Annotated in this window: 20 protein-coding genes and 4 pseudogenes; 16 read left to right on the top strand and 8 right to left on the bottom strand. The window is 35.8% G+C overall.

Going from position 1 to position 21,268, the window contains the following annotated elements:
* Positions 1 to 28: 28 nt before the first annotated feature.
* Both QLQ22_RS22530 and QLQ22_RS22525 read left to right on the top strand, forming a co-directional pair.
* Positions 29 to 1,018: an endonuclease/exonuclease/phosphatase family protein gene (locus tag QLQ22_RS22530; RefSeq protein ID WP_284015604.1), complete on the top strand. Its 990-nt coding sequence runs from the start codon at positions 29 to 31 to the stop codon at positions 1,016 to 1,018.
* Between the two features lie 436 nt (positions 1,019 to 1,454).
* Positions 1,455 to 2,330 carry a hypothetical protein gene (locus tag QLQ22_RS22525; RefSeq protein ID WP_252207459.1) on the top strand — a complete coding sequence of 292 codons (876 nt, stop codon included), beginning with the start codon at positions 1,455 to 1,457 and terminating at the stop codon, positions 2,328 to 2,330.
* Positions 2,331 to 2,618: 288 nt separating this feature from the next.
* Here QLQ22_RS22525 and QLQ22_RS22520 read toward each other — a convergent pair whose 3' ends face one another.
* On the bottom strand, positions 2,619 to 3,437 hold the full coding sequence (locus tag QLQ22_RS22520; RefSeq protein ID WP_252207457.1) for a carbonic anhydrase: 819 nt from the start codon (positions 3,435 to 3,437) through the stop codon (positions 2,619 to 2,621).
* Between the two features lie 623 nt (positions 3,438 to 4,060).
* Here QLQ22_RS22520 and QLQ22_RS22515 point away from each other — a divergent pair.
* From QLQ22_RS22515 to QLQ22_RS22500, 4 genes and pseudogenes are all read left to right on the top strand, one after another.
* A complete protein-coding gene (locus QLQ22_RS22515) occupies positions 4,061 to 5,230 on the top strand; it encodes a serine hydrolase domain-containing protein (protein ID WP_284015603.1) in 1,170 nt (389 codons plus the stop codon).
* Between the two features lie 119 nt (positions 5,231 to 5,349).
* A pseudogene (locus tag QLQ22_RS22510) lies at positions 5,350 to 5,557 on the top strand (SDR family oxidoreductase); the annotation flags it as partial.
* A 337-nt stretch (positions 5,558 to 5,894) separates the two neighbouring features.
* Positions 5,895 to 6,440, top strand: coding sequence for a GNAT family N-acetyltransferase (locus QLQ22_RS22505; protein WP_284015602.1), 546 nt, complete (start codon positions 5,895 to 5,897; stop codon positions 6,438 to 6,440).
* A 555-nt stretch (positions 6,441 to 6,995) separates the two neighbouring features.
* Complete coding sequence (locus tag QLQ22_RS22500; protein WP_284015601.1) at positions 6,996 to 7,349, top strand: ATP-binding protein; 354 nt, start codon at positions 6,996 to 6,998, stop codon at positions 7,347 to 7,349.
* A 115-nt stretch (positions 7,350 to 7,464) separates the two neighbouring features.
* On the opposite strand, the gene QLQ22_RS22495 is transcribed toward QLQ22_RS22500, so the two are convergent.
* The gene (locus QLQ22_RS22495) at positions 7,465 to 8,610 is read right to left on the bottom strand and encodes an ElyC/SanA/YdcF family protein (RefSeq protein WP_252207449.1); all 1,146 of its coding nucleotides are present in this window, start codon (positions 8,608 to 8,610) and stop codon (positions 7,465 to 7,467) included.
* A gap of 1,067 nt (positions 8,611 to 9,677) precedes the next feature.
* On the opposite strand from QLQ22_RS22495, the gene QLQ22_RS22490 reads away from it, so the two are divergent.
* Together QLQ22_RS22490 and QLQ22_RS22485 are read left to right on the top strand one after the other, a co-directional pair.
* Entirely contained in the window at positions 9,678 to 9,890 is a 213-nt protein-coding gene (locus tag QLQ22_RS22490; protein WP_082904342.1) for a helix-turn-helix transcriptional regulator, read from the top strand.
* Between the two features lies 1 nt (position 9,891).
* Positions 9,892 to 10,290 carry a hypothetical protein gene (locus QLQ22_RS22485; protein ID WP_252207445.1) on the top strand — a complete coding sequence of 133 codons (399 nt, stop codon included), beginning with the start codon at positions 9,892 to 9,894 and terminating at the stop codon, positions 10,288 to 10,290.
* Positions 10,291 to 10,515: 225 nt separating this feature from the next.
* On the opposite strand, the gene QLQ22_RS22480 is transcribed toward QLQ22_RS22485, so the two are convergent.
* Complete coding sequence (locus tag QLQ22_RS22480) at positions 10,516 to 10,857, bottom strand: DoxX family protein (RefSeq protein WP_284015600.1); 342 nt, start codon at positions 10,855 to 10,857, stop codon at positions 10,516 to 10,518.
* Positions 10,858 to 10,960: 103 nt separating this feature from the next.
* Between QLQ22_RS22480 and QLQ22_RS22475 the strand changes: the two genes are divergently transcribed.
* Positions 10,961 to 11,671 carry a Crp/Fnr family transcriptional regulator gene (locus tag QLQ22_RS22475; protein WP_284015599.1) on the top strand — a complete coding sequence of 237 codons (711 nt, stop codon included), beginning with the start codon at positions 10,961 to 10,963 and terminating at the stop codon, positions 11,669 to 11,671.
* 88 nt (positions 11,672 to 11,759) lie between these two features.
* Here the strand turns inward: QLQ22_RS22475 and QLQ22_RS22470 are convergent.
* Positions 11,760 to 12,184: pseudogene (locus QLQ22_RS22470) on the bottom strand (transposase); the annotation flags it as partial.
* Between the two features lie 6 nt (positions 12,185 to 12,190).
* On the opposite strand from QLQ22_RS22470, the pseudogene QLQ22_RS22465 reads away from it, so the two are divergent.
* A pseudogene (locus QLQ22_RS22465) lies at positions 12,191 to 12,325 on the top strand (MBL fold metallo-hydrolase); the annotation flags it as partial.
* Positions 12,326 to 12,578: 253 nt separating this feature from the next.
* A pseudogene (locus tag QLQ22_RS22460) lies at positions 12,579 to 12,937 on the top strand (winged helix-turn-helix transcriptional regulator).
* Positions 12,938 to 13,007: 70 nt separating this feature from the next.
* Here the strand turns inward: QLQ22_RS22460 and QLQ22_RS22455 are convergent.
* Positions 13,008 to 13,535 carry an NAD(P)H-dependent oxidoreductase gene (locus QLQ22_RS22455; protein ID WP_284015598.1) on the bottom strand — a complete coding sequence of 176 codons (528 nt, stop codon included), beginning with the start codon at positions 13,533 to 13,535 and terminating at the stop codon, positions 13,008 to 13,010.
* 902 nt (positions 13,536 to 14,437) lie between these two features.
* Between QLQ22_RS22455 and QLQ22_RS22450 the strand changes: the two genes are divergently transcribed.
* Positions 14,438 to 14,620: a hypothetical protein gene (locus QLQ22_RS22450; protein WP_284015597.1), complete on the top strand. Its 183-nt coding sequence runs from the start codon at positions 14,438 to 14,440 to the stop codon at positions 14,618 to 14,620.
* 59 nt (positions 14,621 to 14,679) lie between these two features.
* Here the strand turns inward: QLQ22_RS22450 and QLQ22_RS22445 are convergent, their stop codons facing one another.
* Complete coding sequence (locus QLQ22_RS22445) at positions 14,680 to 15,354, bottom strand: cyclase family protein (RefSeq protein WP_223438157.1); 675 nt, start codon at positions 15,352 to 15,354, stop codon at positions 14,680 to 14,682.
* Positions 15,355 to 15,930: 576 nt separating this feature from the next.
* On the opposite strand from QLQ22_RS22445, the gene QLQ22_RS22440 reads away from it, so the two are divergent.
* The 3 genes from QLQ22_RS22440 to QLQ22_RS22430 all read left to right on the top strand — a co-directional run bounded on the left by QLQ22_RS22440 (position 15,931) and on the right by QLQ22_RS22430 (position 18,918).
* The gene (locus QLQ22_RS22440; protein ID WP_284015596.1) at positions 15,931 to 17,160 is read left to right on the top strand and encodes an FAD-dependent monooxygenase; all 1,230 of its coding nucleotides are present in this window, start codon (positions 15,931 to 15,933) and stop codon (positions 17,158 to 17,160) included.
* Between the two features lie 375 nt (positions 17,161 to 17,535).
* Positions 17,536 to 18,063, top strand: a complete 528-nt coding sequence (locus QLQ22_RS22435; protein ID WP_223438155.1) for a GNAT family N-acetyltransferase — start codon at positions 17,536 to 17,538, stop codon at positions 18,061 to 18,063.
* A 369-nt stretch (positions 18,064 to 18,432) separates the two neighbouring features.
* Positions 18,433 to 18,918, top strand: a complete 486-nt coding sequence (locus QLQ22_RS22430; protein ID WP_284015595.1) for a hypothetical protein — start codon at positions 18,433 to 18,435, stop codon at positions 18,916 to 18,918.
* 208 nt (positions 18,919 to 19,126) lie between these two features.
* Here the strand turns inward: QLQ22_RS22430 and QLQ22_RS22425 are convergent, their stop codons facing one another.
* Complete coding sequence (locus tag QLQ22_RS22425; RefSeq protein WP_284015594.1) at positions 19,127 to 20,347, bottom strand: MFS transporter; 1,221 nt, start codon at positions 20,345 to 20,347, stop codon at positions 19,127 to 19,129.
* A 4-nt stretch (positions 20,348 to 20,351) separates the two neighbouring features.
* Positions 20,352 to 20,786: a MarR family winged helix-turn-helix transcriptional regulator gene (locus QLQ22_RS22420; protein WP_223438152.1), complete on the bottom strand. Its 435-nt coding sequence runs from the start codon at positions 20,784 to 20,786 to the stop codon at positions 20,352 to 20,354.
* A gap of 145 nt (positions 20,787 to 20,931) precedes the next feature.
* Between QLQ22_RS22420 and QLQ22_RS22415 the strand changes: the two genes are divergently transcribed.
* The gene (locus QLQ22_RS22415) at positions 20,932 to 21,234 is read left to right on the top strand and encodes a hypothetical protein (protein ID WP_252207435.1); all 303 of its coding nucleotides are present in this window, start codon (positions 20,932 to 20,934) and stop codon (positions 21,232 to 21,234) included.
* Positions 21,235 to 21,268: the final 34 nt, after the last annotated feature.

Raw genomic sequence — 21,268 nt, 5'->3', positions numbered from 1 at the left:
TATATGAAATTGATTGGAGTGAATGTAAATGAATTCAGAATGTAAAATCGATTTATCGTTTCTAACATGGAATATATATCTAGGTACTGATTTTACGCCATTGATTAATGCGTCCCCAGAGCAAATTCCTGAACGGGTAACACAGGTCTTTAGGCTTTTTCTTGCGACAAATATCCCTATTCGAGCGAAGGCAATCGCTAGAGAAATCGAATCGGAAAAACCTGATTTTATTGGTTTGCAAGAAGCTGTTCGTTGGGTACTTATTATTCCAACCTTCGGAACTGTTACCTATGACTTTATAGATATACTATTAGAAGAGTTAGAGGAAAGGGGTTTGAACTACGAAGTAGCAGCTCAAAACAAGGGCTTTGAGGGGGAACTTCCAGACAGCAATGGAAACTTAGTTCGATTTTTAGACAAGGATGTAATATTGGTTCGAAAAGATAAAGGTTTTAAGGTAAAAAGACGTCATGAAGCTAATTTCCAAACAAACCTAACTGTGCCTATAGGAGGACAACTTTTAACAATACTTCGAGGTTGGTCCTGTATAGATGTTAAGAAAGATGGATATGTTTTTAGGATGATAAATACACATTTGGAGCCAGCTGTTGAAGCAATACGGAATGCTCAAGCAAATGAAATTCTTCAGGGGCCTGCAAATACACTTTTACCTGTGATTATTACGGGAGATTTGAACGCCCCCCCTAATAGCACTACTTATAATTTATTCATTAATGAAGGCTTTCATGATGTATGGAGTCAAGTTGGTAAAGGACAAGGGTTTACTGCTCTTCAGAATCCTGATCTATTAAACGCAGTTTCACTGTTGAACCGAAGAATAGATTATATTTTATTTAAAAACGGCTGGAAACCAATTGAAGCAGAATTAGTAGGAGAATCTCAGAAAGACCGAACAAAAACAGGGCTTTGGCCATCCGACCACGCAGGAGTATCAGCAAGGTTAAAATTAGAGGATGAGGATCATCATGATCATCACCACGATGAGAGCAGCAGATAAAAATTGCATAATAATGAAATTGTTACTTATTAAAGAGACGCTATTTTCTAGTCGGTAAAGTGTAGCTTCCATATGTTATATTCGCATCCCAAGAAACCGTTAAGACATATTTTCTTATTCAACTAAAGGGTGGTCGTTATTTGAAGAAAAATAAGTTTATTTACATCCGTGTTTCTATTTTCGTTATTCCATTATAGGGCACTTTTCTTCGATAAGACAATATAAATGATATTCAACAATCGGGGGCTTTAATTAAATAAGTGTCACAAAAAATAGAAAAAGCCTTCCGTTAGGAGGGCTTTTATGTGATCCGATGCTCAAAAGAAGAAATCCCCAAATTGAAGGAATCATTTACCAAAAGGTGATGACCTTATATAATTTAGGAGAATGTGGTTTTATATGAGAGAAGAAAATATCACCTTTGGAGGCACATTATTTGGAGAGAAATTCGTATTTTAATAAGAAATTCTTTGTATCTTTGTTATCAATCTTGATTTCAATACTGATCTTACCATTTGCACTAGGTATAGAAAATCTAGGAATGAATTTCAGTGATTATTTAAGTGCAGCAATGATTTTTAGTATTTTTGCGACTCCTTATATGGTTTTTTTTGGAGTATCAGTTAACGTGCTAGCAGGTTATCTAATTAAAAAATTAAGCAGATATAAAATTCTAACAAACTTCTTCATTCACACCATTCCAGCTTTGATTATTAGCTTAATGCTATTTGCTGATGCACCTGGCTTCATTGGCCTTACTGTATTAGTTGCATCAATTTTCTTCGTTGTAGACACACTTATCATTTACGAGGTAAATCAACCTTACAAGAAAGTGTTAGTATGTTTTGTTCCACTTATCATTTATATACTCTTATTGATTCCGGGAATTATAGGGCATATAGAAAATGCTAAAATACAACAGGCTGGCACTCCATCGGTTGAACTTACGGTAAACAAAAAAACTGCAACACTTATTCCTAGCTCCTGTTGGGACAGTGGTGGCAGCGAGGGATGCACCGGAGATACTGAACCCTATTTCTTGCCTACTGATGATGTTGGGATTGTTGAGTTTCAAGTGGATGATAAAGCAAATGTACATATCAATTTAAAAGATAATGACCAAACATATGAGATCGAGGTTTATTATCTCAAAGAAGAAAAAACGAAAAAAATAACGGCTAAAAAGAATAGCTTTGCCTTACCTAAAGACATTCAAGAACAAGTAGTTAAAGTAAACGTGAGAATGAAAAATACCCAGATGTTATCTTTCTCTTTAGGAATAAGGAATGGTAATAACGCCCACGGAGAGTGATAAGGATGAAATACTATTGTTCCACAATCGGGGGCTTTTCAGGAATAAAAGTACAGCCAACATACAGTAAAACGATCTTCCGCAATCAGGCGCAAGAATGGAAAAGTGACCAAAGGAGAATACACTAACCCTAGATAAGAATCCATTTTGATCAATCTTTTTTTTAAAAATGGATTCTTCTTATTTACCGTAAAATATGAGTTTTTGTGAAGTTATTTTTCTTCGGAAAACAGAAAAATGACGGCTCAACTTTTCTTTAAGTGATCATCACTACATGGAAATCATTCTTTATTTAGTTTCATATAATTCACGATCATTTAAAGATTGAACATGACGATGGTTGTCAGGGAAGATTTGCTGGAATGCCTGAATTTGTTCTTTCGACATTTCAATCGGCTGCTCAAATATGATCCATTTCACTTCTTCTGTACAAGGAGGAGTTGTTAACGATCCATTATAATGAAAAGACGTTTGTTCTTGAGGGAGTATACCCTGTAAATCGACCGGTTCTTTTACGGAAATATCTTCTCCTGTTTCTTCCTTCGGTAATACATCCCAAATAGATGCAAGTTTTTCATTTTTTTTACCCTCTTGTATCATCACTCCAAGGACGGTAATCTTTCCATTCGCGTCTTTATGTACAAGGTGTAGCTCCATATCATAATTTTGGCCATTAAATTGATGTTCACTCGGAGTATGGAAATGAAATTGAGCGAGATTGTACTTATTTCCTTCAACTAAAATACTGTTGCTTTCTGTTGTGGCATTAGCCTGCACGGTATGACCGTTGTTTACAAGTGTAAAAGGTGTAGGCTCATATTGAATCTGAATGTTTTCTATTTTTTTATCGGTTATTACCTGTGAAAATTCAATATTAATTGGAGATTGTTCACTTCCGTTGACACATGTTGAGTTCGCTTGGTCCAATTCTCCCCAGTGTTCAGGTCCTGTTTCCCCTTCATAGGACCAATGAGCAGTCTGTGTACTTTGAGCCTCTTTTCCTTCACTTTCATCTGTATTAGGTATTTCTATAGTTTTCTCCGAGCAAGCTCCTAATGAAAAGCTTAAAGAAACAGCTAAAAATGGATATACGAATTTCTTCCGCATGTTTTATAAATCTCCCTTTTCTAATTTTTTAGTATTCATATAAAATAAATACTAAAAAACAAATAACAACAAAACATTATTTTCCAGATGGCGTTTACATTATGAAATTAGGGGAAACGGACTACCGATTGACGAGTGAAAAGAACCATTATGTTAAATATTTGTGATACTGACTTGTTTATATTTAAAGATAATAGGAGAAAAAGTTGAGTTAATTGGAGACTGTGTAACTTTAATGAAAGGACATCTGCTTTATTAGTTGATATTCCACAATCGGGCCATTTAATGGAATAAGGATTGAATATTATTTTTATAAATAAGATTATGAAGTAATGTACTTAAAGTAACGGGACAGGATAGGTCATATTCGAACTGTGCAATAAATAGTAAACCATGAGAATAGAAAAATGATATTTAAATCTAATTATTGGGTTTTTATGGTAAAATAAAATAACTTTAAATCATATGTAGAAGAAATGGAACAATTCCTTATAAACATTGAAAAACAATATGAGAATGATGAGTATCAAGACGAGGATAGTCATTTTATGCAAAGTATAGCTGTGTGATTAATATGGAACAACAAGCAACCACCTAATATTAATAGAGGAGAGGAATGCCTTATGAAAATACGTAGTCAAATTACATTTGCAAGTCTGGCCCTATTAATAACTGGAATTTCCCTGCTATACACATCGCCAACCTCAATTGTAAAAGTAGAGCCCACTCAAAATGTATCTAGTTCGTTACAAACAAGCACTCAACGAGATCATAATTCCGTCAAGCAAGCAATGCGGGATACATTGCAACTTGGATTCCCAGGGATACTTGCTAAAACTTCTGAGGATGGAAAAACGTGGGGTTATGCCGCTGGGGTAGCGAATCTGAGCACCAAGAAACCAATGAAAACAGATTTTCGCTTTCGCATTGGCAGCGTGACGAAGACGTTCACCGCAACGGTTGTACTTCAATTAGCTGGAGAGAACCGCTTGAATCTAGACGACTCCATCGAAAAGTGGTTGCCTGGTGTCATTCAAGGAAACGGATATAATGGTAAACAGATTACCATCCGGCAGATATTGAACCATACAAGTGGTATCGCTGAATACTCAAGGTCAAAAGACGCTGATTTTATGGATACAAAAAAATCGTATTCGGCTGAAGAACTAGTGAAGATGGGGATTTCTCTGCCCCCAGACTTTGTCCCAGGAAAGGGCTGGTCTTATTCAAACACAGGATACGTATTACTGGGTATTCTTATTGAAAAAGTAACCGGAAACAGCTACGCGGAAGAGATTGAAAATCGGATTATTGAACCGCTTGAATTGTCGGATACATTCCTACCTGGCAATTCAAGCGTTATTCCAGGCACCGAGCATGCTCGGGGGTATTCCCAACCAGACGAAGCAAGTGAGATAAAAGACGTTACTTATTATAACCCAAGTGCAGGTAGCTCGGCTGGAGATATGATTTCTACTGCTGACGACTTAAATAAATTCTTCTCTTCCTTGCTCGGTGGCAAATTACTGAAGGAACAGCAACTAAAACAAATGCTTACTACAGTTCCTACAGGAAGAGCAGGAATTGATGGATATGGTCTTGGAATCTTTGAAACTAAGCTTTCAAACGGTGTCTCGATATGGGGACACACAGGTGGCATTCTAGGGTTTTCTACTATTGCTGGAGGTACACTTGGAGGCAAGCATACGTTGGTCGTCAGTTTGAACAGTTTGGGTAGAGATAACAGTCCTAATCCTTTTAAAAATATTTTACTTGCTGAATTTAGCAAGTAGGCAAAAAGGAAAAACGGAAAAAATTTGTCATAGTAGTTAAAAATATACCTTTCTGTTTCAAAAGCCCCAACTTACTTTTAAAAACAGTTAGCTATTAAGCAAGAAAAAGTTAACTCCTTCTCAAAATAACGGTTAATGCATTAAATCCAGGTCCAACTGTTACAGGGTGGATGACAGAGGAAATAAAAAATGAATTAACACCGATGTTTCCTTTCGGTAGAATAGGAAAACCGAGAGATGTTGCAAAAACTATTAAATTTCTAATGAGCGATGAAGCATTGGATTACAGGTCAGATTATTCATTTAGAAGGTGGATTTAAAAGGTAAATTAAACAAAAAAGGCTTTGGTTCTAGAACCTTTTTGTGTATTAAATTCCAAGGATAGATAGCGCTTTAATGAAGTAACTAAAGCCTAATTTCTCGGTGCTAAAAGCGAGAAATTAGGCTTTTTTATATTTGGATATCCTTACCATTGTTAATCCGTATTTTCCTGATGTTACTTCCTTAGCGTAAGAAAAATCGGCTTTTTTTTATCCTGAATTTCTCTTAGCGTATGTTTTCCGCGTTTTGTTGGTAGGACCCCTTGAATAGGATATACATCATACTTTTGCCTAATTAGAATATAATGGTAGTAAAAAGATATTAAAGATACTGGAGGGGTTTTATGAAGCTAGTAGGGCAACAAATTTATCTTCGACTTTACAAAACTTCTGACGCCGGTGAGTTAGCTAACTTACATACTAGAAATCGCGAATTTTTTCAACGAGTTAGCCCATTACTCCCAGAAGCCTTTTATACAGAAGAACATCAAAAAATACGCATTGAACAGGCATTAAAAAAGACAGATGAAGGGCAATTATATGCTTTTGGAATCTTTTTAAAAGCAACTGATAAACTTATCGGAGACATTTCATTAACTCAAATTGCTAGGGGAGACCTCCAAAGCTGTTATACGGGATTTACTTTAGATAAGGAGTATAATGCAAAGGGCTATACAACAGAAGCTCTTCAACTTATTGTAGACTTTGCTTTTAGAGAATTAAAACTACATAGAATTGAAGCAGGAGCTATGCCTGACAATATAGCATCTATTCGTGTATTAGAAAAAGTAGGGTTTAAAAAAGAAGGTATAGCTAAAGAAAATCTAAAGATTAATGGCAAATGGACAGATCATCAAGTATTAGCTATCATCAACAGCTTGGATGTGTAAGCTCATTTCACTTCCGATAATATTATGTAAACGGAAACGCAGTCTCGCGCAAGACTGCCTGGTACAATTTTTAAAATTGTACCACCACTACTTCAAGAAAAGTACGTAGCGGTAAAATTGTATATTGTACGAGGGATTTGGTACTTATCTAAGGAGTTGCTTGGCAACTCTCGAAAACATAAATAGACAGCCCTTCAGCCTGACAACTAGGGACAGTCTATCTCTGATTCATTAGCCAATCCCGTTAGTTTTGAATATTAATATTCAAAATTCGGGAATAGACCACCCTTGAGCCACGAACTCATAGGTAAGTCTATTTTATCGAATGTTAAATCAGGATGATTGGTATACAGTTAGCAAAACGATGAAATGCTCAGTTTGTAGGGATAATGAAGCTTTCAAGGTTTATCAAAGTAAAAGCTTAGAAGAATTAAGAACATTAATTGGTGAAAGGCTTATGAACGAGTTTTTCCTCCTTCCGGAAGATTTAATGGCTGGGGGTTTAAGAATTTCGAGAAAACTAACGATGTTACTTCGAAGGCAAAAGAAGCCGCAATGACATATACAAAAATGTTTTTAGCAGGTGAACTTTACAACTTGCTAATTATTGGAAACCCTGGAACAGGAAAAAGTTATTTATGTGCTGGGACTATAAAAGAAGTAAAAGAAAAAGGAATTTCCGTAGGTTTTTTAACTACAGGTCAGTTGCTATCAATGTTTAAGACAACCTACAGAAAAGGAGCTGCTAAATCTGAAGAAGATATTTTTAGAGATATTAAAAGAATAGGTCTTCTAGTCCTGGATGATGTTGGCTCAGAGGCAATCGGGGGAAATGACGATTGGAGAAAAGGAATGTTATTTCAGATTGTATGCGACGGCGCCTATTTGTTTACTGAACGAGCAATTTAATGGAGAAATGCCCCCCCCTTGTGCGTCAAGGGGGGGGCTGGGATCAGGTTCCTCTAAGAACCAGTATATCTATAAAAAATTAAATGTGGTATACGACTATATTTATGATTTCAATTTATCTTTGAAGTCCAGGATATTGCCAGATTCCAGAAGTTCTAAGTAAATCACGGTAGATAACCAAAATTTCATCGTTCGATACTTTGTGTGCTTCCTCTATGGATGGATAATCCAAATAGACAACATTTGTGAAGTTTCGGTCATTGTTTTGTCCATTCATTTTATCATAAAAATCGGTGGCTTCTTTAAATGCCGTTAACGCTCTTCTCATGTGGCTTGCACTTGTCACAAGCGTCACATCTTTTAATCCCTCTTTTTCAAGCAAAGCGGTTGAGAAAAGAGCATTTTCAACAGTATCTGTTGACTTGTTTTCGAGAATAATTCTATCTTTTTCAATTCCTTGAGAGATCAACCAGTTACTCATTGCATCAGCTTCGGTAACTCCTTGTTTAGGAACTCCACCAGTTACAACGATCTTTGAATTTGGATATTGTTTCGCAATAGCAAGTCCTGCTTTTAAACGTTCAAGAAGAGGCTGTCGCATTGAACCATCATCGGCAAGAGCGTAACCAAGTATAACAATTGCATGATCTTCTTGTGGTAAATTAGCTGGAACTGCCGTGTTTAGTTTTTCGTTTATAATACCATCTGTTGTTTCTAATTTTTGGAGATATTCATTTGCTTTTCTAGAATCTATCTGCCTTAAATTTGAAATGGAGCTTTTATATGAAGAATCGTCTCCATTTGCTTTAGAGTAAGCGCCGTAAAGTAGATTTGCATTAAAATTATTTGGCTCCAAATTTAATATCTGTTTATATGTTTGTAAAGCTTCTGAAGTTTTTTTTTGGATGATTTGTGTTGATGCAAGTGAAAATTTCAGATCAAGATTGTAAGGATCTAATAGTGTGGCTTCTTTAAATGCATTTTCAACCACATCATATTTTCCTTTAAGAGTGATTCCCTTAAAAATCTCTTTTTCTGCTTGTTGAATGTCTCCACCATTCCAGTAATAATACATGGCGATTTTTTTATATTCATTGATTCTATCAGATGTAGGCTCATCATTTCTTATAGAGCTTACATTAATACTTTCCGATGTTGTCGCAGCTGTTGGTACTGACGTTGTTGCATAAGCTGTTGCAAAAGTTACTGTAGACACAGTGACAGCTAAAGCTAAACCTAGTTTCTTTTTTAAGTTTTTCATTGATGTCCTCCTCATTGATGTATAAACAAATGTTTTTAGGTATTACCGAAGTATAGTAACCATTTCAGTAACAATAATTAGGGTAGCATTTTTCTATTTACCTATTGTGAAGTTGAGGTAAATATCTTGTAAATAGGCAAGGTAAAGATAACCAAGAACCTTAGAAGAATAAAGATAAGGAAATACCGAGTTGGCAGCTTGCAATTTCCTTTGTCTTTTGAGTTAAATAATTGCAGAGAAAAATGGGGCAGGATAATGGAAAGATTAAGCACTCATAAACGTCTATATAACGAGTACACAAAGGGGAGCGTTACGAAATACCGAAACGTATAGATGGAGAATTTTATAATTATAATAAGGTGTAGGAAAATGCAAAAAATACTATAGGTTCGTAGATCGTTAGAATGATGGAGATTAATACGTACCGTCCGTATGCATTGCTATCAAGCAAAGTATAAATATTGCAAGTACTATATCTCATGTTTTTCTTTGATAAATGAGAAAAAGCCATCCTTTCCAGGTTATAGGAAAAGGATAGCTATTCTCAATGGGTATTAAACTGGGATAACTTTTTTCTATTTTTAAGCATTATTATGTTTGAGTAATGTAGGTGTTTATTTGGTAACTGATTACTTTACTCTTGAAATTGCTACCACAGATGGTCTAGGTATATCTCCAAATGGCCACCTGCTGGTTGGGTTATTAACATCTTTACTTTCTTCACCAGGATGTTGGACAGACATAAATAATGTTTCTCCATCAGGGGCTAACCATGTTCAACAATCGGGCCAGATTGTTGAATAACTCATTATCAAAATAAATGGATATTAAAGAAGAGATTGTGAAGAAATGTACTTAAACTAAAAGAGCAGGATAGTGTAACAAAAATTCGATTTCTTTTTATAAGAAGTCGAATTTTTTGTGCTTAAATATGGTATTCCTTTTGAAAGTTTATAACCCTAACAAAAAAATGTAAAAAAATAAAATGTAATGTTGACATTACATTTCTTTCAGGATAATATTAATTTATGTAATGTATACGTTACATTTTGGGAAGGGTGTAAACAATGAAGCATGGTGTTAGAAATTCAGTCAAAGAGTTTAGAAAAGAAAAAGGTATTACACAAGACCAATTAGCCGAAAGTATCTCGGTGACGAGACAAACTATTATAGCTATTGAAAAACAACGTTATGAACCATCTATTGGAACAGCAATTAAATTAGCGACTGTGTTAGATTGTTCGCTTGATAAATTATTTTGGATTGAAGGAGATGTGTAAAATGAATGTTTCGTATAAGGCTAATTTTATTTTAAGAATGGGAATCCCCCTGTTTTTATTTGCAAGCTATTTCTTCTTATCACATTCTAAGTTAACCCTAATTATTGCCATTTTTTCATCTATTCAAGTCATTGCTTATGGTTTGAATATACATAGAAAAGGTAAATGGAATAAAATTAATCTACAACATGACCAACGTACTCGATATCACACATTATTTGCTGGGAATATCATGTATTTAATTACAATCTTTATATTATTTATTGGTGCGATTCTGATTCAAAACTCGATTATTTCTATAACATATCCAAAGCTCATAGGATATACTATTTTCATTACCTTGATTTTAAGGTGGATAATACGAGATTACCTAAATAACCAAGTTGAAACCGAAAATTAAGTGAGTTAAGTTGGAAATTATTATGAAATACCTATGTTGAATATAGAGATTGTGAATTATTACACTTAAACTAAAGGGTGCTAGAATTCAATAAGTGTGAGCCAGCTTCAACAGCTTGGATCTTCCGCAATCGGGCGCTTTTATGGAGTAACGAAAAAGCCCAATTTCTCATTTATATCACTGAGAGATTGGGATTTTATTCGAATTAACTTGAAACTGTTTTACTTAAAACAAGATGATCACAATAGACAGAATAAGCATAGCTAAAGCGTTAAGTGCCATTATCGGTTTATGCTTGGCTCTGACGAAGTGAGCGTGTATTGCACCAAGCATTAGAAAGGTAAATAGGACTCCTGAAAATTTTAAGAATTCCGGAATCCAAAATGCAATAACCAATCCAATCACACCGACTAGCTCTAACAAGGTAGTTACATTCATGAACCACATTGGATAACGATATTCATTCCAATGGTGAACCATTGATTTAGTACGTAACAATTTCATAGAAATTGACATTGCAAAGATACAGATTAAAATAATTTGAATGGTTACGATTACTGAATCCACGTTGTTTCCCCCTTTAGTATAATAGATGTGTTGCATTACATAGAATGATAAGCTTTCTATTCCCCCAAAAATGTAGTTTAGACTACAATGATAGGAGAACTTCATGGATAAGATTAAATATTTATCGAGAATACAGCTGTTTAGTGAGTTGGAAATAGAAGAATTAAAAAAAATTGAACCTGTCACTCCCATGAAAGTCATAAAAAAAGGAACAATTATTACTTCTCCACACATGGATCAAAAGATCTTGTATTTAATCAAATCTGGTAATGTTCGTTTATATAAATTATCTGAAGGTGGGAAAGAGTTTACGATTGATATATTAGGAACTGGTCATGTATTTGGAGAGATTGGTTCATTTACAACAGGATCAGAAAATATGTACGCGGAAACATGGGAAGATTCCATTATTTGCACGATAGATAAAAATCAATTTGAAAAAATAATACATGATCGGCCTAGTGTTTCCTTGAAGTTTATCGAAATGGTATCAAACCGTTTAAAGGAAGTAGAGGAGCTATTGGAATATATGGCATACAGTAGTGTGCGAAAGCGCCTATTATATTTATTGCATAAACTAGCAGTAAAGTTTGGGGGAGAATTGCCTAGTAGCAATCCGAAGGAGGTAGATTGGATTCAACTCGAAATTCCAATAACACATCATGAAATAGCAATGATGATAGGCAGTATTCGTGAAACAGTGACATCACTACTAAATGATTTGACTAAAGAAGGCATTGTTCGTAAGGTAGGGAACCGAAAACCGATTAAGATTCATTTTGCTCTTTTGAAAAGGGCATTAGAAGAGGAATGATAAAAATATTGGTTATTGTGCAGTTACGTGAACGGCTTTAGGATTTTAAAAAGTAGTCAGGGTTTTTATGTTTTTAAAAGGTGAATAGCATAAACAAAGCCTGGCGAAGTCTGCTGGATCCTCTTTTGGTTATGCGGTTCATAATGGCTCTGAATTTGCCAGATTCAAAGACACTTGGGTCCACTCCAGCGAACGCCACAAGTTTTTGGGGAGCACTGAATCGTTCAATTTCCCCAATTTCGGAGATAATCGTTGCAGCGCTTTTTCTCCAATGCCGGGAATTGATTGAATGATTTCATATTCCTCTACTTCTTTAGCGAGAGCATCTATTTCAGCTGCCAACTTAGATAGATGCTCTTTGTACTGAAGAAGCAGATCAATGTACATATGCAGGCTTAGAATATGGCTGTGGTAAAGGGCTTTCTGAAACGGATTTCGGATCGCAGCCTCTTTAAGCTGTGTGGCTTTTTCTTTCGCCCACTTTTTAGACCGGCTATTACATAATTCAGCTATAGTGCCCATCCGGCGGTCACACTAGATATGGATACAGCATTTAAATCCCTGAAAAAGTACTTAGATCTCGACATTGAATCTGTGGTTCGTTACCACGGAGGATTAAGTAAGGTAAATATAATGATCAGATTCAAAAAGTAATTTCATATTAAATTTTCAACTATCGGGCGCTTTTCTGAAATGGAAAGCGTCTTTCTTCATGAAAAGGGCCAGATTGTTGAATAAAAAAGAAGTTTTTTAACAGGGGTGTTTTGTTATATCTTTAATTCGAATTAAAGATATAACAAAATTTTATAGCGATCTTACTTTACATTCTTGTGATAAGATTGCATAGTAATTTACTATAAAGTATTCATATTGATAGGATATTCTTATCAGAAGGAGAGTGGGGATTGTGAGTGAAACCTGTGTTCCGACTGGCGTAGAACTAAAAAACACTGGTTTTGGATATACGTTATCCTTAATAGGTGGTAAATATAAAATGATTATTTTGTATTGGTTGTCTGAAAATAAGGTTATGAGATTCAATGAGCTGAAGCGATGTATTGGACTATTTCCTTTAAAACACTAAGTGTTATGTTAAAACAGCTTGAGGAAGATGGTCTAATTATACGCAAAGAATTTCCCCAAATACCTCCAAAAGTTGAATATTCATTATCTGAACGTGGTTGTTCACTTATTCCATTGTTAGATATGATGTGCGATTGGGGAGAGAAAAATAATTTTCAAGCTCTAGAAAATGTAACAAAATAGGCATAGTAAAAAGGAAGTACCTTCTTGTTTAGGAGGTACTTCTTATTTTAACTTTTATAAAAGTTACCCATTACATATTATCAATGAAATTTAAATAATCTTGAGTGCTTTTTTCTATTTTACTTACAGATGGCTCAAATTCTGCTCCATAAAACGCAAAGAACGAACGATAATCTGCATTACAATAGATGGCTGTCGTCTCAAACGGACGCAGCACTTGTTCTAGTGTATAATGGTATCTTCCAGCTTCACTATAATCCACATTTTTGATCCCGGCAGATATCCCTAAAGCAACTTTTCGATTCTTTAATTTATCTCCTTTTGAACCATAAGCCCATCCATAAAGGAAAACATCATCCAGCCACTTTTTTAAGAGAGGAGGACAGTTGAACCAATATACAGGAAATTGGAAAACAAGGTTTCCGTGTTTTTCAACCAATTTTCGTTCTTTTTCCACATCTATGTTCTCATCAGGATAAACCTTATACAATTCGTGCACAGTATATTTTTCTGGATATTTTTTTAATTCTTCTACCCATCGCTTATTAACAACAGATGTTTCTAAGCTTGGGTGTGTTAGGATAACAAGAGTTTTCAATGTTTCTTCCTCCTTAAGCTGATTTCATTTTTATTGTAAAGCCCAAGCTGAAAATATGTAAGTACACACTTTTATTACAGGTACTTACATAAAGGTAAGTGTTAAATCAGTCATAAAAAATTTTTTCTATAAGGGAGGACCAGCGAACCTATTATCCGCAAAGTAGAATAGCTGCATTCTCAGGTCACCATACGTAATGTGAAAAGATCGTGTACTAAGTCATTATAATTATTCAAGAAAAGGGCGCGTTTGTGTAATAAGCTCCGTTTATTAGAAGAAAAACACCCTGGGTACCAAAAAAAGTGCCGAATGGGTGCCAATATCGATATTATTTTATATTGTTGAGTGAATATTCTAGTAGGGAACAAACGTTTCGTTGTGTGTTTTAATTAAGGTTAGATTGTATGATGTTCTCATGTAAAACTCCACAATCTATGGGCGGCATGATGTAATAAAGTGATTTTAATCCCTTATATATCAGGGGGGTATACCACTTTAAATAACATTTCAATTAGAAATGCAAAAATCGAGGATGTATCCAAAAAATTGTATAACTTTTGTGAAGTACCCTTTTTCACTATTTTCTTATGGGTAACATCAGATAATCCATACAGATAATTATTAAGTTCAGTCACGGTTGTTATTAACTATTAGAGCGAGGACAAGGTGAAAGGTGAATTGATTAAGAAACAAGGTAATAAATCGAAGTTGTTAAATTACAAATGGTGTTAGTTGATTATATAAACAGCTTTTAAAAAAAGAAACATATAGTCCTTCTCTATTCCATTATAGGGCCATTTTGGCTGACCTTATAATACGATCGGGGGCGATTGCAGCATAATGTGATCGTCCTTACTTATCAAAAAGTTGGGTCAGAAAATGTCTAAGAAAGTGAGGTTGTTATGAGAGATAAAGCTTCTGCTGTTCTTATGGGGGTAGCATCAGGAAAATGCGGATATACAACGTTAAATAAACCGCATTGCACCGTTAACAGATTGTACAAGATGCAAAATAAAGTTCTTAAAGGGGTACCACCAACCATTTATCACATTTCCCACGCTAAGGATAAAACCTTTGATGAATAAGAGTGTTTCCCTTTAACGACCAGTGTTGTGGAACTTATTTTGTTTAAGCTCTTGGGAGCTTAACGTTTTTCTGCGAAAATTGTGCTAAAACTGCTGTCAATGCCTTCGATAAACAAAGGTATAGCATAGACGATGTCCACTTCGGAAAAGTCGTGTTTTAAATTCATATCCTCAATAATCAATATAAAATGGCCATCCATCCGGCCTTTCCCTAGAATGATTTGATGAAAAAGGATGCCTTCATCCAACCTTTGTGCGGCTGAGGCGGAAGGGAAGTCAATGCCTATGGCGCGCAATGAATCAAATACCATTAAGTACTTAGCTGCAGATGCTGAAAAACCCGGGTTACGATTGCCGTAGCGAACCGGATCCGAATCGCGGATATTCCCGAATCCTGTACGTACAAGCAACAGATCTGAGCCAGCGATCTGGTTCGCAAAAGACTCCAGATCTTCTTTTGTGATCAGTTCATCATCCGTTTTGGGAATGTCGAGGATCGTCATACGGGTAAAGACAAAATAATCAATGGGCAGTTCGCTGAGCTTTTTACCTTGCGGATTGAAGTGCCACGGACCGTCAATGTGCGTGCCATTATGATTAATGGTCGTTATGAAAAATTGATTGAACAGATCGCCCTTTTGTATACTGAATTGTTGCCGGATCTCAACCGGGGGATTGTCTCTATACACTGGCGTATGCACGCTCAACGGATAGGACAGGACCAATCGCTTCATATTTCGTCGCTCTCCTTTTTCTAATATTTTTCTATAATGCCGCTAAAAAACGCTTCGCCTGGCCTACGGCGGTATGAATCAGCTGTCAGGCAAAAAACAGGGCTTAGGACTATCATATTATTGAATCGTTTATTCGTGTTTGTTTATATTCAACCTTTGTTAATGAATACAAAAGGGGTACAATCTCAATGATCAGGTAATCTGACAATTAGGGGTATCGTCAGGAAAGTGCAGAGTTACAACGGTTAGATATTTGGTACAGATTAAAATTAGTCAACCGGCTACGAAATTCGGGGAAGATTTTTTGTGGACCAGTTTGATGCAGATTAGAAAATGAAAAATGAATGTCTTCAAAAATCAGGGGCTATTGCAGCACAAAATGTTCATACCTTTTAGCCATTAGCAATGAAATATAGGAACGGGGAAATGAAATGCTTAAACGGAAATATGGTGACCACAGAGACTGGAAACGTGTAGTCAAGGGCCATATTCTTGAATAACAAAAGCAAGCATTACATCGATTTTTTTACATATAATTCCATGTTGACATTTGAATATAGGGAGGAAATATGTGTAATGATTGATGAAAAATTACAAAAGGATGTCATTGTTGTTGGTGGAGGACCAGCAGGTATGATGCTGGGCTTATTACTGGCTAAGGTTGGTGTTCAAGTAATCGTCTTGGAGAGCCACGATAATTTTGATCGTGAATACCGTGGAGAAGTGCTTCAGCCTCGTTTTATTCAATTGCTTAATCAATTGAAATTACGCGAGTATATCGAACAATTGCCTCATTCTAAGCTAAAGAAAGGTGCTTTTTATCATTATGATAAAAAGAAAGGTGACTTTGATTTTACTTCCATGATTGCAGAAGCACCTTATGCTCTCTGGATTCCTCAGCCTATTTTACTTCAAGCACTGTACAAAAAAGCAAAGGAATATCCAACGTTTGATATGATGTTTCATGCCCCGGTAAAAAAACTGCTCGAGAAGGATGGAACAGTAACAGGAGTGGTTGTTGATGGGGAAAATAAAGAGCTGCTTGAAATTCAGGCGAAAATAGTAGTCGGAGCTGATGGACGGTTTTCCACGATTCGTCGTTTAGGTGGTTTTGAATTAGAATATCAACATTATCCTGGTGATCTAATCTGGTTCAGTGTAAAACGGCCTTCTCATTGGGGAGAAGAATTACGATTTAAAATCACAGAGGGATACAGCTATATAACACTGCCGAAATACCCTAATTTACTTCAAGTAGGCATTGCTTTACCACGGGGTGAATGGAAAGAAACACAGCGTCAAGGGATAGAAAATTTTCGTCAGGAAATTATGCATGCTAACAAAGGATTTGATGAATTTGCTGAATCTTTGGTTGACTTTAAACCATTTGTACCGCTTCAAGCTAAAAATCATATGGTTAAAACGTGGGCAAAGAATGGCTGCATGCTGATCGGTGATGCTGCTCATTGTTCATCTCCTGTAGGAGCAATAGGAGTTTCTTTAGCAGTAACGACAGCAGTTGTGGCGGCTGATGTTATTTGGGATGCGCTACAAAAATGTGATGTCTCAGCTAAAGTTCTCTGTAGAGTCCAAGAAATTCGAAGTGAGGAGATTGAGGAAATTCACCAAATTCAAGAGCGAATGGGAAATTTGTTTTTTACTTCGTCAAAATTTGTGAAAGGGATCCGACCATACATCGTATCTGCTGCTTTCAAGACTCCCCTTTTTTCGATGATCCAGAAGAAGCTATTTGTCATGAAAAATCCTATAGGCATTAACCCTGCATTTATTTTCAATGAAGAATAATTTTGTTCTTGCTGTCTCAAGATTATCTTGATGATGAAAATAAAAATTGGCTGCAAAAAGCAATACAATCACAAGAGCCAGAACATAATTGGCTGCAATAATTAACATAATCTTGTTCAACAAACGGGCGCTTATCTGTAATAAGGTAAGTGTCCTTTTTAATGGAATAAAAGATTGAGTTAATCACCTAATTTTGAAATAATTGGTATTAAGCAATCGGGCAGTTTAATGGAATAAGTATTATCTTATAATTGGATAAAATGTATAATAAAGTAAGAGGTGACCCAATTGAGTATTATCCTCTTTGCTTTATTAAAGACTTGGGCAGGATTGTGGAATAAGAAACCTATAAAACTATATACAAGGAGGGTTAAAATGATTCCGACCTTAGAAACAGAAAGACTAATATTAAGAGAAATAAAGAAAGAGGATGCACCGGGGATTTTTGCTTGTTTTTCTAACAACGATGTCACACGTTTCTACGGGCAAGAAACATTGGAAAGTATTGAACAAGCAGAAAGTTTCGTGGATTTCTTCTCAAAAAACTATGCGGAAAAAAGAGGCATACGTTGGGGGATAGAAAGAAAAGAAACCAAAGGAATAATTGGAACCATCGGATTTAATGCTTGGTTGCCTAAACATAAACGAGCTGAAATTGGTTACGAAATACATCCAGAACACTGGAGAAATGGATACACTATGGAAGCATTATCAAAAGTTATATCATATGCATTCGAAGAACTAGATTTAACTCGCATAGGTGCAGTTGTATTTACTGAAAATGAAGCATCAAATAAATTATTAACAAAAGCAGGCTTTCAAAAAGAGGGAGTATTGAGAGACTATATGTATCAAAATGGGAATGCACACGACACATATGTTTATTCATTCCTTAGAAGGTAATATTACAAAGTGTCGCTTCTTCTTATTGAAGTAAAGGGCAGTTTAATGGAATAAGTCTTATCTTATAATTGGATAAAATGTATAATAAAGTAAGAGGTGACCGAGTGAGTATTATCCTTTTTGCTTTCATTCATATACTTATTGGAATAGCATTAATATATTTTTACAGCAGATTACCAAAATCTTTAACTACATTTGCATTTGTATTTTTCACAATGAGCTTTTTGTATTGGGGAAAAGTTGTATTAAATCCTTTTTTTAATTAAAGGGGGCGATTGCAGTACGGTGTAATCGCTCTTTGTTTATTGGGAAGGATTGTGGAGTAAGGAGATGAATTTTTCTATGAAATATATGGGGGGATTAAGGAAATTGAAAAAATTAATTTTGATTTTTGTTCTAAGCATAATAATTGTGTTCTTTGGACTTTTTTCTTTTTTCAAAATCAATCCACCATTGGTAAGTGGTACAGTTGGTTCAACTATGGATAATAAAGCAGTCGTTGTTGCAATAGGGAATAAAGGGTTTGGAAAACTGAAGATTAATGAAGTTTTAGTAAATAATTACAATAAACCATTAAAGCAAAAAATACAGGTCACCAATCCCCTTAAAGGTTTTGTTATATCTAACACGTTTGATGAAGAGGAATATGGAATTAGTAATATTGAAGCTATAGACATTGAGTCTGATACATCTCCAATAACTAAATTAGAAAAGATGAATAATGGAAAGGCAACTATAAATGATAAAAGTTATGGGATAAGTGTTGTTCATAATGAACCCATAGAAAAAGTGAATATAAGTTATAGTTACTTTGGATTGAAGTTTGAAGAAACGGTATCTATTAATAATCCTTAAGGAATTCTTCAACAATCGGGGGCTATAATGGAATAACTTATTAACTCAGTTCAACAATGAACTGAGTTTTTGTATGCAAAAAAAGACACCGCTTAAAGCGGTGTGAATTAGTGTACCAATCCTATTGCTATTCCCGGTGCTAAATATTGTGTTTTCAGATTTTCTCTCCCAAAACGGAACCCCTTAATTTTAATTAGAGGTTTTAAGATCAGCCATTCGCTTTCAACAGTGGTTCACTGCTTTCATTCTTGTTTTTCAGGCTTGTTTTGTTACCATGCAGAGCGTAATAAACAGCTAGTCCACCCAAGATGAAAAATGAACTGAAGAAATACAGGGAACTAAATTCAATTTTTGTCGTGATGACACCTACAAGGAAGGAGCCAATACCGATACCGATATCAAAAATGGATAAGAAGGTAGCAGTGGCAAGTCCTCTTCTTTTAGGTTCCGCAGATTGAATGGCAATCGTTTGAAAGCTTGGAAACAATGTTCCCCAGCCTAAGCCTATAAGAGCTGCCGACAGTAAAAAGCTTAATGATGTATCTGCCATGCTTAGAAGCACCATGCCAGATGCAAAGCAAACAATCGCCGGATAAATGATGACATTTGCCCCGTATTGATCAAACCATCTTCCCGTGAAGGGCCGTGCAATTAGCATGACGATTGCATATACCACAAAGAAGTAGCTTGCTGCTTCAATTAAGCCAATTTCTTTCGCATATACCGAAACAAAAGAAAGAATAGAAGCGTAGACAAGGGCAAATAAACCGGCAACAAGAGCAATTGAAATGGCGGTTGGTTCAAATAGTCCCCTCAAGCCTTTGTTATCGGTTGAAGGCACCACTTTGCTGCTTGTTTTTACAGGCTTTTGCAGCTTGATTATAAGACCGGAGAACAGAGAGAAAAAGGCAGTGAAGATACAGATGCTGAACATCACTGATGTCCCCCATTGTTCCATTGCAGTAAGTCCGAGAAACGGACCGATGACCATTGCAAGGTTCATTGACATCGCATAATAGCCCATTCCTTCCCCGCGCCTGGATTCTGGAATAATATCTGCAACAATCGCCCCTGCTGCTGTTGTAGCCATTCCAAATCCAATCCCATGAAAAAAGCGGAGAAGATACAACCCGTTCATTGTATTTGCAAAATAGTAGAGAAGTGATCCTAAAGCAAAGATAGAAAGAGAGGATATCAGCACAATCCTCTTTCCGTAGAGCTCAATCCACTTTCCTGCAAAAGGGCGGATGACAATCGCTGCCAGAAGAAAAATTGTCACGATCAGTCCAGCTTGTGATGGCTTGCCGTTTAAATTATGAAGAGAATAGATTGGCAGAGTAACAAGCAAATAGTAAAACGATAAAAACAGAAAAAAGCTGCTTAAAGATATAGAGAGAAAATCTTTGGTCCATAGTTTTTGTTCTTTCATACTATCATCCCCGTTCTGAATTTCTTATGTGCTGAAGCCACTGCTGGATGTATGTCCGGAGAGGATCTTGCATGTCATCAGGAATTGCTTTAAGTAAGTCATTCTCCATTTCTAATACGGATTTTTCCCATAGCGCATAATCATTTATTGCTTTATCTGTAAGCTTTATATGCTTTGTCCGTTTATCAGAACCTGGGATTTGAAGAACATACCCTTGCTTCACAAGTCTCTGAATCGTCCGGGTCATTGGCGGAGCTTCAATTGAGAGGTAGTCACAGAGCTCTGTCTGTGTAAGTATTCCATATTTTTTTAAGGTGAATAAAACGGTCCATTGTGCACTGAACAGGCCATGGGGCTGTAAAACCTCGTTCAGCCGTTTTGTAAGCTGCCTTGAAAGCTGCTGAATGGAGTGGAAAATATTCTGATCAATTTCTGACATATTATTTCTCCTCGCAAATTAGTTACCTAGGTAATTATATCATAAAATTCTAGAAAAGTTACCTGGGTAACTATTGGGAAAACTTCTTTATAGAATTCATCAATTGTGAGAAAATGTAGAGGAGTTTAAAGGAGCGTGATCAGGCATGATTGTTATGCTCGTTGTTGTTTCTTTTATTTATGCCATGCTAGCTGTTATCTATACGGTTACTTTTATCGAGGCACTTGCTGAGCGAAAGCGATATAAGATTCAGCATCTCCTGCATCTTATCTTGTGGTTCACAGGAGCGTTAGTGCTTAGCATATATCATGCAGGCACGCATCTGTACTGGATTATTTATTTGCTTGTCTCTATATCAATAGCTGCCGCATGCTATTCAGTCAGTTTTTTTCGCGGAAAACAAATCATTAATAAGACTGTGATTCAATTAATTAAAATCAGACCATAAAAAAATCCTCAGGCAATCGCCTGAGGATTTTTCT

Origin of the sequence: Metabacillus hrfriensis (assembly GCF_030127205.1) — a bacterium.
GTDB lineage: Bacteria > Bacillota > Bacilli > Bacillales > Bacillaceae > Bacillus_P > Bacillus_P dongyingensis.
Note: the sequence above shows the minus strand (reverse complement) of the source record. Positions and strands in the feature narration are given on the sequence as shown.

Coding starts and splice junctions, on each gene's coding strand:
- QLQ22_RS22425 (WP_284015594.1), bottom strand. CDS start 20,347: ATGAAAGAACAAAAACTATGGACCAAAGATTTTCTCTCTATATCTTTA.
- QLQ22_RS22515 (WP_284015603.1), top strand. CDS start 4,061: ATGAAAATACGTAGTCAAATTACATTTGCAAGTCTGGCCCTATTAATA.
- QLQ22_RS22435 (WP_223438155.1), top strand. CDS start 17,536: ATGATTCCGACCTTAGAAACAGAAAGACTAATATTAAGAGAAATAAAG.
- QLQ22_RS22500 (WP_284015601.1), top strand. CDS start 6,996: ATGACATATACAAAAATGTTTTTAGCAGGTGAACTTTACAACTTGCTA.
- QLQ22_RS22450 (WP_284015597.1), top strand. CDS start 14,438: ATGAGAGATAAAGCTTCTGCTGTTCTTATGGGGGTAGCATCAGGAAAA.
- QLQ22_RS22520 (WP_252207457.1), bottom strand. CDS start 3,437: ATGCGGAAGAAATTCGTATATCCATTTTTAGCTGTTTCTTTAAGCTTT.
- QLQ22_RS22440 (WP_284015596.1), top strand. CDS start 15,931: ATGATTGATGAAAAATTACAAAAGGATGTCATTGTTGTTGGTGGAGGA.
- QLQ22_RS22530 (WP_284015604.1), top strand. CDS start 29: ATGAATTCAGAATGTAAAATCGATTTATCGTTTCTAACATGGAATATA.
- QLQ22_RS22495 (WP_252207449.1), bottom strand. CDS start 8,610: ATGAAAAACTTAAAAAAGAAACTAGGTTTAGCTTTAGCTGTCACTGTG.
- QLQ22_RS22420 (WP_223438152.1), bottom strand. CDS start 20,786: ATGTCAGAAATTGATCAGAATATTTTCCACTCCATTCAGCAGCTTTCA.
- QLQ22_RS22415 (WP_252207435.1), top strand. CDS start 20,932: ATGATTGTTATGCTCGTTGTTGTTTCTTTTATTTATGCCATGCTAGCT.
- QLQ22_RS22445 (WP_223438157.1), bottom strand. CDS start 15,354: ATGAAGCGATTGGTCCTGTCCTATCCGTTGAGCGTGCATACGCCAGTG.
- QLQ22_RS22505 (WP_284015602.1), top strand. CDS start 5,895: ATGAAGCTAGTAGGGCAACAAATTTATCTTCGACTTTACAAAACTTCT.
- QLQ22_RS22485 (WP_252207445.1), top strand. CDS start 9,892: ATGAATGTTTCGTATAAGGCTAATTTTATTTTAAGAATGGGAATCCCC.
- QLQ22_RS22490 (WP_082904342.1), top strand. CDS start 9,678: ATGAAGCATGGTGTTAGAAATTCAGTCAAAGAGTTTAGAAAAGAAAAA.
- QLQ22_RS22475 (WP_284015599.1), top strand. CDS start 10,961: ATGGATAAGATTAAATATTTATCGAGAATACAGCTGTTTAGTGAGTTG.